The sequence below is a fragment of the Bradyrhizobium sp. CCBAU 45384 genome (assembly GCF_028128665.1).
Taxonomy (GTDB): domain Bacteria; phylum Pseudomonadota; class Alphaproteobacteria; order Rhizobiales; family Xanthobacteraceae; genus Bradyrhizobium; species Bradyrhizobium manausense.
This window is the reverse complement of record NZ_LBIZ01000120.1, coordinates 228,496-246,472: the sequence shown is the minus strand read 5'-3', so window position 1 is coordinate 246,472 and position 17,977 is coordinate 228,496. Positions and strand designations below refer to the sequence as shown.

Genomic DNA, 17,977 nt, shown 5'->3' with positions numbered 1-17,977 from the left:
TGCTCAAGATTGAGATGTCGTTGTGAGAATTTGCACAAATGGACTGGACCGACCTGCAGCATTTCCTGGCGCTCGCACGCGAGGGCACCCTGTCCGCCGCGGCGAGGAGCCTCAATGTCGACCACGTCACCGTGGCGCGCCGCGTCGCCGCCCTGGAAGCATCCTTGTCGCTCAGGCTCGTCGACCGCAGGCCGCGCAGCTACGAGCTCACCGAGGACGGCAAGCGCATCGCCAAGATCGCAGCGCCGATGACGGACACGGCATTTGCGGTGGAGCGCGCCGTGCAGGCCTCGAAATCCGGCATCGGCGGCGATATCACGATCAGCGCGCCACCTTCGCTCGCCAACGTCCTGATCGCGCCGAAGCTGATCCGGCTGCGACAACAGCATCCCGGTATCAAGATCAAGCTGATCGGCGAGAAGCGCACGGCCTCGCTCAACCGTCGCGAAGCGGATCTGGCGCTTCGGCTGTCGCGTCCGACGGAGCCCGGGCTGATTGCCCGCAAGATCGGCTATTTCGAGTTCGCCCTCTACGGCTCGCCCGACTATTTGAAGACGACGCCACCGCATGCTTTCGCATTCATCGCCTACGATTCCAGCATGGATGATGTTCCGCAACAACGATGGCTGATGCGCTTTTCCGCCTCACGCGAGATCGTGCTTCGCAGCAACGACCTGGAGAACCAGGCGGCGGCCGCGCGGACGGGAATGGGACTCGCCGCCCTGCCAAAATTCCTTGGCGAGGCCGATCCACGGCTGGAGCGCCATGATATCGGCGGACGTCCCGTCGGGCGCGAGGTCTGGCTAGTCGTCCATCGCGACCTGCGCCGCACGCCCACGGTGCGCATTGTTGCAGGTTTCATCGAGGACTGCCTGGCCTGATGCCGCGATTTGCTGTGCGAGTCGGCAAAATAGCGATCCCCCGAGGCTGTCTTTTGCCGCAAAAATTCATACATTGCGGCCATGCCCAAGAGCTCCCAAAAGACATCCCCGAAAACCTCAGCCAAAGCCGACACCATGCCCGCTGCGGCGACAGCTGCTGCCAAACCGGTCGCGGCCAAGGCGGCAGGAAAAGGCGACCATATCTTTCTGGTCGACGGTTCCGGCTACATCTTCCGCGCCTATCACGCGCTGCCGCCGCTGAACCGCAAGTCCGACGGCTTGCAGGTCAATGCCGTGCTCGGCTTCTGCAACATGCTGTGGAAGCTGCTCCGCGAGATGCCCGAGGACAACCGGCCGACGCATCTGGCGATCGTGTTCGACAAGTCGGAAATTACCTTCCGCAACAGGATCTATCCCGACTACAAGGCGCACCGGCCGCCGGCGCCTGACGATCTGATCCCGCAATTCGCCCTGATCCGCGAGGCGGTGCGCGCCTTCGATCTCCCCTGTCTGGAACAAACCGGCTTCGAGGCTGACGACCTGATCGCTACCTATGCGCGGCAGGCGAGCGAACGCGGCGCCACCACGACCATCGTATCCTCGGACAAGGATCTGATGCAGCTCGTGGATGACAAGGTCACGATGTACGACACCATGAAGGATCGCCGCATCGGCATCCCTGAGGTGATCGAGAAATTTGGCGTGCCGCCGGAGAAGGTCGTCGAGGTGCAGGCCCTGGCCGGCGATTCCACCGACAACGTACCCGGCGTGCCCGGCATCGGCATCAAGACCGCGGCGCAGCTGATCGTCGAATATGGCGACCTCGAACAGCTCCTGTTCCGCGCCACCGAGATCAAGCAGCCGAAGCGCCGCGAAGCCTTGCTCGAAAACGCCGAGAAGGCGCGGATCTCGCGGCAGCTCGTCCTGCTCGATGACAAGGTTGAGCTCGAAGTGCCGCTCGACGACCTCGCGGTCCACGAGCCAGACGCGCGCAAGCTGATCGCTTTCCTGAAGGCGATGGAATTTTCGACGCTGACACGCCGTGTCGCCGATTATGCGCAGATCGATCCTTCCAATGTCGATGCCGATCCCGGCTATGCCAGCGGCGCCAGCGTATTCACGACGCTGCCGCCCTCCGACGTCGTGCCCTCGCCGGGAACAGGCACGCCGGCACAGGCGCGGCCGGGCCAGCGCAACGCATCGGCCGGCAAGGAGGACAAGGCCGCGAGCCCGAAGGGCGCGCCGATCTCGCTCGCCGCTGCGCGCGAGGAGGCGCTGCGCAGGCTTCCGGTTGACCGGGCCAAATACGAAAACATCAAGTCGCTGAAAGAGCTCAACGCCTTCATCGCACGCATCCATGATGCCGGCCAGGTCGCGATCGAGATCAAGGCCAACTCGATCGATCCCATGCAGGCCGATCTCTGCGGCGTGGCGCTGGCGCTGGCGCCGAACGAGGCCTGCTATGTGCCGCTGGCCCACAAGCAGTCCGGCGGCGGCGCCGGACTGTTCGACGCCGGCCTCGCACCGGATCAGGTCAAGCACGCCGATGCCATCGACGCGCTGCGGCCGGTGCTGGAATCACCGGGCATCCTCAAGATCGGCTTCGACGTCAAATTCGCTGCCGTGATGCTGGCGCAGCACGGCATCACCTTGCGCAACACCGATGATGCGCAGTTGATCTCCTATGTTCTCGATGCCGGCCGCGGCTCGCACGCGCTGGAGCAGCTGTCCGAACGTTGGTTCGGCCATGCCATGCTGAAAGAGGGCGAGCTGCTCGGCAGCGGCAAGGGCAAGATCACGTTCGACCAGGTGCCGATCGACAAGGCCGCGCCGCTGTCGGCAGAGGGCGCCGATATCGCCTTGCGCATCTGGCGCGTGCTGAAGCCGCGCTTGGTCGCAGAACACATGTCTACGGTCTACGAGACGCTGGAGCGGCCGCTGGTGTCGGTGCTCGCGCGCATGGAGCGGCGCGGCATCTCGATCGACCGCCAGGTGCTGTCGCGGCTGTCAGGCGACTTTGCTCAGACCGCCGCGCGCGTCGAGGCCGAGATCCAGCAGATCGCCGGCGAGCCCGTCAATGTCGGCAGCCCCAAGCAGATCGGCGACATCCTGTTCGGCAAGATGGGACTGCCAGGCGGTACCAAGACCAAAACCGGCGCGTGGTCGACCACCGCGCAGGTGCTCGACGAGCTCGCCGAGCAGGGCCACGATTTTCCGCGGAAGATTTTGGAGTGGCGCCAGGTCTCGAAGCTGAAATCGACCTACACCGACGCGCTGCCGACCTATGTCAATCCGCAGACCCATCGCGTGCACACGACCTACGCGCTGGCCGCGACCACCACGGGCCGGTTGTCGTCGAACGAGCCGAACCTGCAGAACATCCCTGTTCGTACCGAGGACGGCCGAAAAATTCGCCGCGCCTTCATCGCGACGCCGGGGCATAAGCTCGTTTCCGCCGACTATTCGCAAATCGAGCTGCGGCTGCTGGCCGAGATCGCCGACATTCCCGTGCTGAAGCAGGCATTCAAGGACGGCCTCGATATTCACGCGATGACGGCGTCGGAAATGTTCGGCGTTCCGATCAAGGGCATGCCGAGCGAGATCCGCCGCCGCGCCAAGGCGATCAATTTCGGCATCATCTACGGCATTTCGGCGTTCGGCCTCGCCAACCAGCTCGGCATCGCCCGCGAGGAAGCCTCGGCCTACATCAAGAAATACTTCGAGCGCTTCCCCGGAATCCGCGCCTATATGGACGAGACGCGCGACTTCTGCCGGAGCCACGGCTACGTCACCACGCTGTTCGGCCGCAAGTGCCACTACCCCGACATCAAGGCGTCGAACGCCTCGGTGCGCGCCTTCAACGAGCGCGCGGCGATCAACGCGCGGCTTCAAGGCACCGCCGCCGACATCATCCGCCGCGCCATGACGCGGGTCGAGGACGCGCTGGCCGAGAAGAAGCTCTCGGCCCAGATGCTGCTGCAGGTGCATGACGAGTTGATCTTCGAGGTGCCGGACGCGGAGGTCGAGAAGACGCTTCCCGTCGTGCAGCACGTGATGCAGGACGCGCCGTTCCCGGCCGTGCTGCTGTCCGTGCCGCTGCATGTGGACGCTCGGGCGGCGAATAATTGGGACGAGGCGCACTGAGCTCTTTCTTCACCTCTCCTGCAGTCGGCCGACGCCACGTACAGGTGTCGTCCCGGCCTAGCGCGCAATTGCGCGCGGGGGGCCGGGACCCATCACCACAGGATCGAGTTAGGCGAAGATTGCCCACTACGATCTCGCGTCACAACTTCTTCCTGGGGGTATGGGTCCCGGCCTTCGCCAGGACGACCTGAGGTGAGACCCCGCCTATGAATTGTCCTCCGTGCAATTGCGCGATGGAACGGCTCTACGTCGCATATTAGAACTGCTGCATCTCCCGCACCGGTTCATCCATGCCCCATACATCCGCCCTGCTCGGCTTCGCACTCGTCTGCCTCGGTCTCGTGCTCACGCCCGGGCCGAACATGATCTATCTGATCTCGCGCTCGATCACGCAGGGCCCGGCGGCGGGCATCGTCTCGCTCGGCGGCGTCGCACTGGGCTTCGTGTTCTACATGCTGTGCGCGGCGTTCGGCATCACGGCGCTGCTGCTCGCGATCCCCTTCGCCTACGACGCGCTGCGCTTTGCCGGCGCCGGCTACATGCTGTGGCTGGCCTGGCAGGCGGTGAAGCCAGGCGGCCGCTCGCCGTTCCAGGTGAAGAAGCTCGCGATCGACAGCCCGCCCAAATTGTTCACGATGGGGCTCGTCACCAACCTGCTCAATCCGAAGATCGCGATGCTGTATCTGGCATTGCTGCCGCAGTTCATCGATCCCATGGCCGGGAGCGTGCTGATGCAGTCGGTGGTGCTGGGCGCGATCCAGATTGCGATCAGCGTCAGCGTCAACGCGATGATCGCGCTCGCCGCCGGATCGATCGCCCTGTTCCTGGCGAGCCGGCCGAGCTGGATGCTGGTGCAGCGCTGGCTGATGGGGACCGTGCTGGCGGGGCTCGCCCTGCGGATGGCGGTGGAAGCGAAGAAGGTGTGAGAAGGCACACTGTCATGCCCCGGCTTGACCGGGGCATCCAGTACGCCGTGGCCTCTCGGCTCAATCACTGCCGTCTCCGGAATACTGGGTCGCCCGGACAAGCCGGGCGACGACAACGTCATTTCAATCCAGCTTCGCGTCCATGCCGCGCTTCACCGCCGGACGCGCCATCAGCGCCTCGTACCAGCGCTTGACGTTGGGGAAGTCGGCCAGATCCACCTTGTGGCGGGGATGGCGCCAGGCCCATCCGAGGATGGCGAAATCGGCGACCGAGAGGTCGCCGGCGACGAACTCGCGGCCGTCGAGGCGGCGGTCGAGCACGCCATAGAGCCGTCGCGTCTCCGCCATGTAGCGCTTCAGGCCGTAGGCGCGGTCCTGCTCGTTCTCCAGTGCAATGAAATGATGCACCTGGCCGGGCATCGGGCCGAATCCGCCCATCTGCCACATCAGCCATTCATAGACCGGAATGCGCTCACCCAGCGATTTCGGCAGGAATTTGCCGGTCTTCTCACCGAGATAGAGCAGGATCGCGCCTGATTCAAAGATGCTGACGGGCCTGCCATCCGGCCCCTCGGGGTCGAGGATTGCCGGGATCTTGTTGTTCGGGGACAGTTTGAGGAACCCGGGCGCCATCTGCTCGCCCTTGGTGATGTTAACTGGAACCACCTTGTAGGGGAGCCCCATTTCCTCCAGCGCAACCGAGATCTTGCGGCCATTCGGCGTGTTCCAGGTGTGCAGCTCGATGGTCATTTGCCTGTTTCCTTGCCCAATTTTCTTGCCCGTTTTCTTGCCCGGCATGTCCGGCATCCACCTACTCCAGGAGGCCGCCCCCCCACAACCGACAGAGCGGGATGGCCGATCCCTGTTGACGGTGGACACCCCCACTGGAATGTCGCCGCGGTCGCGGATAAATTCCGCCTCCTCTCAAAATGCTGTTCGAGGGACCGCCGTGTCGAAATCTGCCTCCCGCGCCCGCCTGTTCGAAATCATCCGCCGCCGCTCCTTCGGCCGCGGCGAGGTTACGCTCGCGTCGGGCCGCAAGAGCGATTTCTACTTCAACCTGAAGCCGACCATGCTCGACCCCGAGGGCGCGACGCTGCTCGCCGAGCTCACCTATGAGACGCTGAAGGACGACAATCTCGATTTCATCGGCGGGCTCGAGATGGGCGCGGTGCCGCTCGCCGGTGCGCTGGCGCAAATCTCCTGGATCAAGGGCCATCCGATCGCGGCGTTCTTCGTGCGCAAGAAGCCGAAGGAGCATGGCGCCAGGCTCGCGATCGAAGGTCTGCCCAAGGGCGAGACGCTTGCCGGCAAGCGCGTCGTGATCGTCGAGGACGTCACCACGACAGGTGGCTCGGCCATGAAGGCCGTGGAATCCGTGCGCGAGACCGGCGCCGAAGTGGTGCTGGTGCTGACCATGGTCGACCGCGAGGAAGGCGCCACCGATACGTTCGGCGCGGCCGGCCTGCCGTTCCGCTCGCTGTACAAGGCGTCGGAATTCCTGAAGGCGTGACGGCGCTGCGCCCCCTTCAACCGCTCATTTACCATCCCGCCTTATGGTGAATCATGTGCTGGGCCTGATGGTCGCGGCCGGTTCAGTAGCGTCGGTGGAGTAAGCGTTGCGTACAATCGTGTCCCATGCGCGCCCGCGGCGTCGCGCGATGCTTGTGGCCGCCATTCTCGCAAGCCCGCTGCTGGCGACCCCGGCTCCGGTTTCGGCCGAAGGTCTGTTCGACTTCTTCTTCGGCGGAATGCAGCAGCGGCCTCAGCGCGATGTGCCGCAGCAGGCAAGCCCCTTCGTCGATCCCTTCGCCAGTCAGAGCGGCCAGTCGCAATATGTGCCGCCGACGCGCACAGCTGCGGCCGGCGGCTCCGGCCCAGCCTTCTGCGTGCGCAGCTGCGACGGCAAATATTTTCCGCTGATGCGCGGCCTCGCTTCGCCGGCGCAAATGTGTCAGGCCTTCTGTCCTGCCAGCGCGACAAAGGTGTATTTCGGCTCCTCGATCGACGGCGCTTATTCGCAGACCGGCGAGCGCTATGCCGACAGCGAGAACGCCTTCGCCTACCGCAAGGCGCTGCGCGCCGACTGCACCTGCAATGGCCGCGAGCCGGCCGGACTCGCCCCCGTCGATCTGACCCTCGACGCTTCGCTGAAGGCCGGCGATGTCATCGCCACCAGCGACGGCCTCGTTGCCTATACCGGCATCCGCCTCGGCCAGGAGCAGACCGCGGAGTTCACCCCGGTTGCGTCCTATCCCGGCCTCACCGCCCAGGTCCGCGCCCTGCTCGGCGAGATGAAGGTGGCCCCGGTGCGCGCGGAGACTGTGGCGGCCGATGCCCCGGCCGCCCAGATCGCGCGCGAGACGCTGCCGGATGTGGCGGTGCCGAAGGTGAAGCCGGCGAGGCGGGCGGGATTGGATTAGGCCCAACTGTCGGCTAAAGCCGTCATTGCGAGCGCAGCGAAGCAATCCAGACTCTTTTCGCGGAGGGATTCTGGATTGCTTCGCTGCGCTCGCAATGACGGAGAATGTTGCACTACCGCCCGATAATCACTCCGATCACATTCGGCGCGGCCAGATATTTCTCCTCGATTGCCGCGCGCGCGGCGGCGCGGTTTTCGGCCGTGAGCAGGCCGCGCTTCTCGGCCAGGATCATCCAGCAGAAACCCCACCAGTCGGTCAGCATGCCGGTCTCGCTGACGAGGTCATAGCCCTGCTCGGCTGCGAAGATGCGCGCATGCGCTTCGTCGAGCGTGTCGAGGAAATGATGATCCTCGACCGAGAACAGATCGTCGCTGATATCGTCGATGGTGTAGCCCCAGATCGACTGGCACACCGCGTTGAACTCGCGGTCGAACTGGTCGTCGTCGATCCTCTGGCGCCGCGCCGCCTGATGCAGCCGCGACAGCGACCGGGCAAAATCGGCGATCCGGGTGAGGGCAAATTGATCGAAGGCAATGGTGGACATGTAGTCCTCGCGACTGACGTCAGACCCTAGATATTGTGTCGGCAACGCGCCGAATCATAATGATATATCAAAGACTTGCTAAAGTGTTCTTAATTTGTTCTGATGAATCCAGGTCGTCCCGGCGAAGGCCGGGACCCATAACCACCGCTGCCAGACGTTTTCGGAAATGGGGCCCATGAATGTTCCAGCCGCCTACTACGCCTACATCCTCGCGAGCCGACGCTACGGCACGCTATACATCGGCGTCTGCAACAACCTCAGCAATCGACTTGGTTTGCACCGCTCGGGACGCGGTTCGAAGTTCGTCAAGAAGTATGGCGTGACACGGCTGGTCTATGTCGAGACGTACGCATCGCCGTCCGAAGCGATTGCTCGCGGAAAAGCGCTGAAGGAATGGCGCCGTGAGTGGAAGATTCGCTTGATTGAGCAGGAAAACCAGGATTGGCGTGATCTGTCCCATCTTCTCTGACAGTGGTGTTTATGGGTCCCGGCCTTCGCCGGGACGACGCCCTTCAGGTCGCACCAGGTCAGCTCAATTCGCCGCCGACATCAACTTGTCCCCGCACGCGCTCGCGTAAAACTTGCCGCCGCATTGGCGCTTGATGGCGGCGCAGCGCTGCGCAGGCGTTGCGTTTTGTGGGAGCGAGACGGCGCAGCTGAGGCCATCGGCGCTGCGGCCGGGCCTGTCGGCGGCGAAGGCTGCGCCGGAAGCGGTGATGCAGACGACGAGGACAGCAGCGGCGGCGATTTCGATCAGCAGTCGCATCAGTGGCTTCATGGGCGCTTCCTCCACAGTGATGGCTGAATTTACGCCCAGTCTAGCACCAAATCGGCGTTTCTCCGTGCTGGTCCGGGTTCCCAAAGCGGCCCGTTCCTTGCATAATTTTGCGCCAGCGCAGTGCATTGCCGCGCCAGTCATGGTTCCGGCAAAGGGCAGGTTGCGTAGGGTTCAGTGGTGTTTCTGTCGACCAGGAAGTGACGGCCTTGCAAGATCAATCGTTCCAGTCAAATTTCCCCGCCCCCGATCAGCCCATCGACGAGCTCGCGCTGGCGGAGATCAAGGGTGCGATCCTGGCGAAGCTGCGTCTTGCCATCGGCAAGGACGCGGGCATGGCGACCAGGCACGACTGGTACCAGGCCGCGGCGCTGGCGCTGCGCGACCGCATCGTGCACCGCTGGCTCTCGGCCGAGAAGCGCAGTTACGATGCGGGCCGCAAGCGCGTCTATTATCTGTCGCTCGAATTCCTGATCGGCCGTCTCTTCACCGACGCGCTCAACAATATGGGGCTCTTGAAGATCTTCGAGGTCGCGCTCGGCGATCTCGGCGTGTCGCTGCCCGAGCTGCGCAAATGCGAGCCGGATGCGGCGCTCGGCAATGGCGGCCTCGGCCGTCTCGCCGCCTGCTTCATGGAGAGCATGGCAACGCTGTCGATCCCCGCGATCGGTTACGGCATCCGCTACGATTACGGCCTGTTCCGCCAGATCATCAATCAGGGCTGGCAGCAGGAATATCCGGACGAATGGCTCGGCTTCGGCAATCCCTGGGAATTGCAGCGGCCGGAAGTAATCTACGACGTCAATTTCGGCGGCGGCGTCGAGCATGTCGACGACAAGGGCCGCGACCGCGCGATCTGGCATCCGGGTGAGACCGTGCAGGCGATCGCCTATGACACGCCGATCGTCGGCTGGCGCGGCCAGCACGTCAACGCGCTGCGGCTGTGGTCGGCGCGTTCGCCCGATCCGCTCAAGCTCGACGCCTTCAACATGGGCGACTATGTCAGCGCCAGCGCCGAGCAATCGCGCGCGGAGGCGATCTGCAAATTCCTCTATCCGAATGACGAGAGTCCGGCGGGCCGCGAGCTGCGGCTGCGCCAGGAATATTTCTTCGTCTCGGCCTCGCTGCAGGACCTGATCAAGCGGCATCTCGCCTCCGACGGCCAGCTGCGCAGCCTGTCGAACAAGGTCGCGGTGCAGCTCAACGACACCCATCCGAGCCTTGCCGTCACCGAGCTGATGCGCATCCTCGTCGACCTCCATAATTTCCGCTGGGACGAGGCCTGGAAGATCACCGTCGCGACGCTGTCCTACACCAACCACACGTTGCTGCCCGAAGCGCTGGAGACCTGGCCGGTCGAGCTGTTCGAGCGTCTCTTGCCGCGGCATCTCGAGATCATCTACCGCATCAACGTGCAGCATCTGGCGCTCGCCGAAGCCCGCGCCCCCGGCGACATCGATTTCCGTGCCTCGGTCTCGCTGATCGACGAGAAGAGCGGCCGCCGCGTGCGCATGGGCCAGCTCGCCTTCGTCGGCTCGCACCGCATCAACGGCGTCTCGGCGATGCATTCGGACCTGATGCGAGAGACCGTATTCCACGATCTCAACCATCTCTATCCCGGCCGTATCACCAACAAGACCAACGGCATCACCTTCCGACGCTGGCTGATGCTGGCGAACCCGAAGCTCACCGAGCTCTTGCGCGAGACCTGCGGCGAGGCCGTGCTGGATGATCCGACCCAGCTCTCGCTGATCGAGGCCCGCGCCAGCGACGCCGAATTCCAGAAGAAATTCCGTAGCGTCAAGCTCCACAACAAGACCGCGCTGGCGCGCCTGATCGGCGAACGGCTCGGCATCAAGGTGGACCCGACCGCGCTGTTCGACGTGCAGATCAAGCGCATCCACGAATACAAGCGCCAGCTCCTCAATATCATCGAGACGGTCGCGCTGTACCAGTCGATCAGAGACGATCCAAACGGCAATTGGGTGCCGCGGGTGAAGATCTTCGCCGGCAAGGCGGCGGCGAGCTACCGCTACGCAAAGCTGATCATCAAGCTGATCAACGACGTCGCGGAAGTCGTCAACAACGATCCCGCCATCGGCGGCAAGCTGAAGGTCGTCTTCCTGCCGGACTACAATGTCAGTCTCGCGGAGGTGATCATTCCCGCGGCCGACCTCTCCGAACAGATCTCGACCGCCGGCATGGAGGCGTCCGGTACCGGCAACATGAAGCTGGCGCTGAACGGCGCCATCACCATCGGCACGCTCGACGGCGCCAATATCGAGATCCGCGACCAGGTCGGCGCGGAGAACATCGCGATCTTCGGCATGGAGGCCGGCGACGTGATGATCCGGCGCAAGCAGGGCCTCGATGCCTCCGACGTCATCCGCAATTCACCGAAGCTGCAGCGCGCCATCAACGCGATCGGCGCCGGCGAGTTCTCGCCCGGCGATCCCGGCCGCTTCGAATCGATCGCGCATGCGCTACGCTATCTCGACCATTACATGGTCAGCGCCGATTTCGATTCCTATTACGAGGCGCAGCGCGCGGTCGATGCGCGCTGGCTGGTGGCGCCGGCCTGGACGCGTGCCTCCATCCTCAACGTCGCCCGCATGGCGTGGTTCTCCTCCGACCGCACCATCCGCGAATATGCCGAAGAGATCTGGAACGTGCCGGTCAATCCGGTCACGCCGCCGTTCCAGACTGCCGAGGAACGGCGCGACGCCACGGGGTGATATTTCCGCAGCGTGGAAGCGGCGTTACCGCGAGGTCATTGCATCTCGCGGGAAGGATGATGATATGATCATCGTCATCTCGACCACCGGTCGTTGCGAGCGCAGCGAAGCAATCCAGACTGCCTCAACAGAAAGATTCTGGATTGCTTCGCTGCGCTCGCAATGACGAGGGAGTCGGCATCGAGGACCACCAATGCACGCCAAACTTCCACACCCCTTCGACGACGCCACCCGCATCACCGCGGGCGACTCGAGCTGGCAAGGGCACACCAGCGACGACTATTGGGCCTTTGTCGGTCCGTTCGGCGGCGCCACCGCTGCAACCATCCTGCGCGCCCTGATCGAGCATCCGCAAGCCGCAGGCGATCCGCTGGCGCTGACCGTCAATTACTGCGCGCCGATCGCCAAGGGCCCGTTCGATCTCGACATCCGCCTGGTGAAGGCCAACCGCTCCAGCCAGCACTGGAGCGTCGAGCTGTCGCAGGGCGGCGGCGAGGTCGCAACGCTCGCCACTGCCGTATTCGCCGAGCGCCGGCCGTCCTGGGAGCACAGGGTGGCGCAATACCCTGACGCAAGGCCGTTCGAGCAGACGCTGCCCTTCCCGAAGATCCAGGCATCCTGGGCCAACCAGTACGAATTTCGTTTCGTCGAGGGCGAGATGCGGCTCGGCCCGCCGCAGGCCGAGCTCGCCAGCACCTACTCGAAAATCTGGATCAGCGATCGCAGACCGCGCAAGCTCGACATGCTGTCGCTGACGTCGATGTCGGACGCCTTCTTCGGCCGCATCTTCCACGCCAGGCGCGAGCTGGTGCCGTTCGGCACGGTGTCGCTGACGACCTATTTCCACACCGACAGCGAGGAGCTCGCGTCTGAGGACATCACGCGCGTGCTAGCGACGGCCGATTCGAAGATCATGCACAAGAGCTACGCCGACCAGAACGCCGAGCTGTGGTCGCCGAACGGACGGCTGCTCGCGACCACGACGCAGATCGCGTATTTCAAGGCGTAGCTGTTTCCGCAGACTCCGTCATTGCGAGGAGCTCTTGCGACGAAGCAATACAGACTATCTCCGCGGAGGGATTCTGGATTGCTTCGCTGCGCTCGCAATGACGAATGGAGAGAGCGTACACAAAACAAAAGGGCGGCCTCGCGGCCGCCCCTTTGCACTTCAAACGCTGAGAGCTTACTCCGCCGCCAGCTTCACATCCGGAGCAGCTGCACGCACCTCTGCATCCACCTGGGCTTCGAACTTGGCAAAGTTCTTCTGGAACATGCCGACCAGCGCACGGGCGGTCTTGTCGAACTCGTCCTTGTCCTTCCAGGTGTTGACCGGGTTGAGGATCTCGCTGGGCACGCCCGGCAGCGCGGTCGGGACCGCGAAGCCGAAATATTTGTCGGTGCGGAATTCGACGTTGCGAAGCGAGCCGTCGAGCGCGGCAGTCAGCAGTGCGCGCGTCACCTTGATCGGCATGCGCGAACCGGTGCCGTACTTGCCGCCGGTCCAGCCGGTGTTGACCAGCCAGCAGTCGACATTGTGCTGGGCGATGAGATCACGCAGCATGTTGCCGTAGACGGACGGGTCGAGCGGCAGGAACGGCGAGCCGAAGCAGGTCGAGAATTCCGGCAGCGGCTCGTTGCCGAGGCCGCGCTCGGTGCCGGCGACCTTGGCGGTATAGCCGGAGAGGAAGTGATACATCGCCTGCGCCGGCGAGAGTTTTGCGATCGGCGGCAACACGCCGAAAGCGTCGGCGGCGAGCATCACCACGTTCTTGGGCTGCGGCGCGCGGCCGGTACGCGACGCATTCGGGATGAAGTCGAGCGGATAGGCCGAACGCGTGTTCTCGGTCTTGGAGCCGTCGTCGAAATCGACCATGCGGGTGTCTTCGTCGAGCACGCAGTTCTCGAGCACAGCGCCGAAGCGGGTCGACGCCGCGTGGATCTGCGGCTCGGCTTCCTTCGAGAGCTTGATGCACTTGGCGTAGCAGCCGCCTTCGAAATTGAAGACGCCGTTCGGGCCCCAGCCGTGCTCGTCGTCACCGATCAGGGTGCGGTTCGGATCGGCCGAGAGCGTGGTCTTGCCGGTGCCCGACAGACCGAAGAAGATCGCAGTGTCGCCCTTGGGGCCGACATTGGCCGAACAGTGCATCGGCATCACGCCGCGCTCGGGCAGATAATAGTTCAGCGTGGTGAAGACCGACTTCTTCATCTCGCCGGCATAATAAGACCCGCCGATCAGGACGATCTTGCGGGCGAAGTCGATGGCGACGACGTTCTCCGAGCGGCAGCCATGACGTTTGGGGTCGGCGCGGAAGCTCGGCATGTCGATGATGGTGAGCTCCGGCACGAAGGTCGGCAGCTCGATCGCCTCGGGGCGGATCAGCAGCGTGCGGATGAACAGCGAGTGCCAGGCGAGCTCGGTGAAGACGCGCGTCTTGATGCGGTAGGCCGGATCGGCGCCGCCATAGAGGTCCTGCGCGAACAGGCGCCTGCCTTCGGCATGCTTGAGGAAGTCCTGATACAGCGTCTCGAACTGCTCAGATGTAATCGACTGATTGCCGGCCCACCACATCTTCTTGTCGGTGGTGGCGTCACGCACCGTGAACTTGTCCTTCGGGCTGCGGCCGGTGAACTCACCGGTATCAGCGCAGAGCGAACCGTCGGCGGACAGCACCGCCTCGCCCGCGGAGAGCGCGTATTGATAGAGTTGCGGCGCGCCGAGGTTCCAGTGAACCTGCTTGAGATTCTTTAAGCCGAACTTGTCGGCGCCGAAGGCACCGTTGCGCACGCCCGTCTCTTGCACGAAAAATCCTCCTAGAACCCGCGACACACTGCGCGACCAAGCTTGGCGCCATCGCGGTCACCATGAATTATAGGCCGATTGGCCTCGGTTGGATGACCTAATACTGATGAACGCTGGCGTTGCCAAGCTGATCCCGCAGGATTTGGTTTATTCAAGGACCGCGCCAAACGTCGCGCATGTCAGCTCTGAACGCGCGCATCGAAAATCCACTAATGGTCGCGCAACCAATTGCCGCTTTCGGCGTTATCGAATGTTTTGCGATGCACAATGCCGTGCTGCTCTATCGTACCGCGCCTTCGCCAATCAGCGCGAATGGCCCCCACATCGCGGGATACGCATTGCGCGGCGACGAAGGATCATCAGCATAGGTTAACATCGCGCGCCGAAGGGCTTCGGCTCGACCGATTCCTGGTTCGTTTTTGAGCAGATCGAAAGTCGAAGTGGTCAAGCGCGTGGCAGCTTCTGAATCCACGGCCCAATGCGAAACGAGCAGCGCGCGTGCGCCGGCGTAGAAGAAGGCGCGCGCCAATCCAGACAGCGCCTCGGCACCGGGCTTGTCGCCAGCGATGGTGTTGCAGGCCGACAGCACGACCCAATCTGCATTGAGCTTGAGCTGCGCAACCTCGCTCGCCGTGAGCAGACCGTCGTCGAGCTCGGAAGGCTGATCGGGAATCGAGAGCGCAAGCGACGGCTCGCCTACACCCTTGATATCGCCGGCGACGAGGCCGTGGGTCGCGAAGTAAATGATGCCGTATTGAGCAAGCGCTGCACGCTTGAGCGTCGTCTCGCTGGCATCGCGACCGAGATGGATGTCGGCATCGCTCGCGCCGACGTCTTTCGCGACGGCGTCCAATTCGTCTGCGGTGTCGGGAAGCTGCGGCAGCGCCTGTGCGAGCCGCGCACGATCGACGCCTGCACCACGCCAGAAGTCGGTATAGGCTGATGTCGCGAGATTGCGCGCGGCAACTTTTCCGCTTGCTGCACGCCGATCGGAAGGAGCGCCCACGGCGGGATTGAACACGGGATCGCCAAAGCCGGTCATCGGCTTGACGCCCTCGTCCTTGCGCGCGAAAGCCCGCAGCGACTTCAGGCTGACGACCGATGGCAGCACCGAGACGGCCTGACGCCGCAGCAGCCAGGCCGCGCTGCGATAGCCCTCAAGCGTATCCGGGATCGCAGCTTGCGGCGGCTCCGTGACGAGCAGGTGAAACGGCAGCGCGGTCAGGGCGCCCGATGGCACCATGAGCAGACTGCGTTTGTCCTTGATCAGCGCCTCAACGGGACCGAGCAGCGTGACATAAAGCTCGTTGGCGAGCGCAAGGTCGAACAAGCCTGATTTGCCGGAGCCATCGCGGGCCTTGCCGACATCGAGACCTCTGCGGAACGCGCTCACCTTCTGGGCCAGCGCGTCTGCGCCAAGCGGAATCTCTTTCCACTCCGCGCTCTCGCGCGTGATGGCGATGACATAGCCGCGCTTGTCGACGACGGAATAGAGCACCATCGCCTCATCGCTAGACAGCAGCGGCTGCACGTCCTTGATCGTCAGGGGCAGCGGGTTGGAGAGTGAGGCGTAGTCGGGAAACTCGACGGCAAGCGTCTTCTGCAACGCCGCGCGCTCGCTCGCGATCGCCGCGATCCGCACACGACTGCGCTGCTCGGAGGCGACGTCGCGTTGCGCCGATGATTTCGACACGGCCGCGATGATCGCCTTGTCGAGCGCGTCGGATTCGGCCGCGAGATCCTGGTCCTTGCGCACCAGCTCGGCGAGCCGGTCGGTGCCTGCGGCAAGCCTTACTGCAAGCTTGTTCACGGCCGAAGCGGCGGACGATTGCGTGCCACGCTGGGTCGCGGCCAGCGCCTCGTCCAGCACCTTGTCATCAGCCAGCAGGGCTTGCTGGCGCGCGGCAAACAGGATCGGCAGCACCACACGCAGCTGCGCGCGATCGCCCGCGAGGGTTTTTTCCGCGAGCGGCAATGCGTCCGCAATTCGCCCTGATGCATAGAGGAAATAAGCGAGATTGCTGGTCGATGTCGCGACATCGGGATGATCGGGCCCGAGCGCATGCTCGCGGATGGCGCGGGCGCGGCGATACAGCGGCTCGGCATCGGCATAGCGCTGCTGGTGTTCGTAGAGTCCGGCGAGATTGTTCAGGGACCGCGCGACGTCGGGATGATCAACTCCCAACACCTTCTCGCGGATCGCAAGCGAGCGCTTGATCGGGGCCTCGGCCTCGGCATCACGGCCGAGATCGCGATCAAGCTGGCCAAGATTGTTCAGCAGCGTCGCGACCGCGGGATGCTCGGGACCGCCGACTTTCTGATAGATCGCGAGCGCGCGCTGGAACAGCGGCTCGGCCTCCGCAAAGTGCTCCTGCTTCACATAGAGCGTGGCGAGATTGTTGAGGGACTGGCCGACATCGGGATGCTCGCGCGACAGCGCCTTCTCGCGGATGGCCAGTGCGCGCTTGAACAGCGGCTCGGCGTCAGCAAAGCGGCCCTGCCGCTGATCGAGCGCGGCGAGATTGTTCAGCACGGGCGCAATCTCGACGCTGTCGAGGCCGGTCCCCTTCTCCATCAGCGCGATGGCACGCTTGTAGATCGGCTCAGCCTGATCGTCGTGCCCTTGGTCGGCATAGATCTGCGCGAGGTTGTTGAGTGCGGCGGCGAGATCACGGTTATTGCTGGTCTTCTCGAGCGCAGCCACCATGGCCTGCGCCAGCGGCAAGGCTTCGGAATATTTGCCGGCGGTTCTCAGTGCATTGATGCGCGCGCTCTGCGCGGCCAGACTGCCCGTCTGGGCGAGGCCGGGCGTGGCATGGGATGCGGCGATCGCAAGCGCGAGGCCCGCGACCAATGCCAAACGACGACTTACCATGAACCCTCGCTGCCAACCTCGGACCGATCACGATCTTGGGTCGCAGCGTTGGGAGGCGACGTTCAAAATGTGTCGCAGCTAGTCCGCTTTTTGGCCCACCTTGGCGCGCGCTTCGCCCGCCAGGCGGACCAGCATCTTGCGCAGCTCCGTGCCATCAGTGACCCGCTCCGGAAAATCGAGCCGCAACGCGGTCTGGCCGTCCTGCATGTCGAGGCCCTCAGGGTCGCAGCCAGTGCAGCGCCAATCACCCTCGGCCGCGCCCAGCAGCTTCGTTGCATAAAGGCCCATGGCCTCGCGGTGGTCGGCATTCATATGCTCGACAGCGCCCTCCTCCGCCGCCAGCAGGTCCTCAGCGCCGGCGAGGTCCGTGAGGAACTGCTCGGGCTTGAGATCGACAATCCGGCCAAACCCGGCGACCAGATGGGTGCCCGAGGGGATGATCCGGAAGAACGAAAAATCCTTAAATGAAACAAAGGCTTCTGCCGCCGGATGGGCATTGAGATACCGCCGCTGGAGCAAATCCTTCTCACTCTCGGCCTGCTCGGCGCGGCCCGACAGCATGATCCGGGCGCCTTCCAGCGGATCGCCGGAGGCGCGCTCGTCCAGCATCAGGGAGACCCTGTTGTCGGCGAGGATATTCCTGGTGTGGACCGCCAATCGAGAGATCAGCAGGATCGGCGAGCCGTCGGGGTGGTTCGCCAGATTGACCAGGGAACAATAGGGATCGCCGCTGCCAGCCATGAGGGTTGCGAGCGCGCCCTGCCGCGAGCGCCTCAGCAGCGATTTGGCGAGCTGTTGGGGAACAAAATCAGGGGTCGGTTGCATAGGCTTTCTCGGCTCAGGTGGTTGCAAGGCGGGCCTTTTTTCGGGTAAA

At 63.9% G+C, this 17,977-nt stretch carries 14 protein-coding genes; 8 read left to right on the top strand and 6 right to left on the bottom strand.

Annotated features, from left to right (window positions below; translation table 11 throughout):
- Positions 1-38 precede the first annotated feature (38 nt).
- The 3 genes from XH80_RS40895 to XH80_RS40885 all read left to right on the top strand — a co-directional run bounded on the left by XH80_RS40895 (position 39) and on the right by XH80_RS40885 (position 4,951).
- The gene (locus tag XH80_RS40895; protein WP_271603513.1) at positions 39-881 is read left to right on the top strand and encodes a LysR family transcriptional regulator; all 843 of its coding nucleotides are present in this window, start codon (positions 39-41) and stop codon (positions 879-881) included.
- Positions 882-962: 81 nt separating this feature from the next.
- Positions 963-4,025 carry a DNA polymerase I gene (polA, locus tag XH80_RS40890; RefSeq protein ID WP_271603512.1) on the top strand — a complete coding sequence of 1,021 codons (3,063 nt, stop codon included), beginning with the start codon at positions 963-965 and terminating at the stop codon, positions 4,023-4,025.
- Positions 4,026-4,315: 290 nt separating this feature from the next.
- On the top strand, positions 4,316-4,951 hold the full coding sequence (locus tag XH80_RS40885) for a LysE family translocator (RefSeq protein ID WP_271603511.1): 636 nt from the start codon (positions 4,316-4,318) through the stop codon (positions 4,949-4,951).
- A gap of 123 nt (positions 4,952-5,074) precedes the next feature.
- Here XH80_RS40885 and XH80_RS40880 read toward each other — a convergent pair whose 3' ends face one another.
- Positions 5,075-5,701, bottom strand: coding sequence for a glutathione S-transferase family protein (locus XH80_RS40880; RefSeq protein ID WP_057744525.1), 627 nt, complete (start codon positions 5,699-5,701; stop codon positions 5,075-5,077).
- Between the two features lie 199 nt (positions 5,702-5,900).
- Here XH80_RS40880 and pyrE point away from each other — a divergent pair, with 199 nt between their 5' ends.
- Both pyrE and XH80_RS40870 read left to right on the top strand, forming a co-directional pair.
- A complete protein-coding gene (gene pyrE, locus XH80_RS40875) occupies positions 5,901-6,464 on the top strand; it encodes an orotate phosphoribosyltransferase (protein ID WP_057744523.1) in 564 nt (187 codons plus the stop codon).
- A gap of 148 nt (positions 6,465-6,612) precedes the next feature.
- Positions 6,613-7,374: a DUF2865 domain-containing protein gene (locus XH80_RS40870; protein WP_271603510.1), complete on the top strand. Its 762-nt coding sequence runs from the start codon at positions 6,613-6,615 to the stop codon at positions 7,372-7,374.
- A 112-nt stretch (positions 7,375-7,486) separates the two neighbouring features.
- Here the strand turns inward: XH80_RS40870 and XH80_RS40865 are convergent, their stop codons facing one another.
- Positions 7,487-7,918 carry a hypothetical protein gene (locus XH80_RS40865; RefSeq protein ID WP_057744520.1) on the bottom strand — a complete coding sequence of 144 codons (432 nt, stop codon included), beginning with the start codon at positions 7,916-7,918 and terminating at the stop codon, positions 7,487-7,489.
- A 175-nt stretch (positions 7,919-8,093) separates the two neighbouring features.
- On the opposite strand from XH80_RS40865, the gene XH80_RS40860 reads away from it, so the two are divergent.
- The gene (locus XH80_RS40860; RefSeq protein WP_271603509.1) at positions 8,094-8,387 is read left to right on the top strand and encodes a GIY-YIG nuclease family protein; all 294 of its coding nucleotides are present in this window, start codon (positions 8,094-8,096) and stop codon (positions 8,385-8,387) included.
- Positions 8,388-8,450: 63 nt separating this feature from the next.
- Here XH80_RS40860 and XH80_RS40855 read toward each other — a convergent pair whose 3' ends face one another.
- Entirely contained in the window at positions 8,451-8,684 is a 234-nt protein-coding gene (locus tag XH80_RS40855; protein WP_271603508.1) for a hypothetical protein, read from the bottom strand.
- 218 nt (positions 8,685-8,902) lie between these two features.
- Here XH80_RS40855 and XH80_RS40850 point away from each other — a divergent pair, with 218 nt between their 5' ends.
- Together XH80_RS40850 and XH80_RS40845 are read left to right on the top strand one after the other, a co-directional pair.
- On the top strand, positions 8,903-11,428 hold the full coding sequence (locus XH80_RS40850) for a glycogen/starch/alpha-glucan phosphorylase (protein ID WP_271603507.1): 2,526 nt from the start codon (positions 8,903-8,905) through the stop codon (positions 11,426-11,428).
- 193 nt (positions 11,429-11,621) lie between these two features.
- On the top strand, positions 11,622-12,437 hold the full coding sequence (locus tag XH80_RS40845; RefSeq protein ID WP_271603506.1) for an acyl-CoA thioesterase: 816 nt from the start codon (positions 11,622-11,624) through the stop codon (positions 12,435-12,437).
- Positions 12,438-12,611: 174 nt separating this feature from the next.
- Here XH80_RS40845 and XH80_RS40840 read toward each other — a convergent pair whose 3' ends face one another.
- The 3 genes from XH80_RS40840 to XH80_RS40830 form a co-directional block, all read right to left on the bottom strand.
- Entirely contained in the window at positions 12,612-14,228 is a 1,617-nt protein-coding gene (locus tag XH80_RS40840; protein WP_271603505.1) for a phosphoenolpyruvate carboxykinase, read from the bottom strand.
- 280 nt (positions 14,229-14,508) lie between these two features.
- Positions 14,509-17,103: a CHAT domain-containing tetratricopeptide repeat protein gene (locus XH80_RS40835; protein ID WP_271603504.1), complete on the bottom strand. Its 2,595-nt coding sequence runs from the start codon at positions 17,101-17,103 to the stop codon at positions 14,509-14,511.
- A gap of 78 nt (positions 17,104-17,181) precedes the next feature.
- The gene (locus XH80_RS40830) at positions 17,182-17,928 is read right to left on the bottom strand and encodes a HugZ family pyridoxamine 5'-phosphate oxidase (RefSeq protein ID WP_271603503.1); all 747 of its coding nucleotides are present in this window, start codon (positions 17,926-17,928) and stop codon (positions 17,182-17,184) included.
- Positions 17,929-17,977 lie beyond the last annotated feature (49 nt).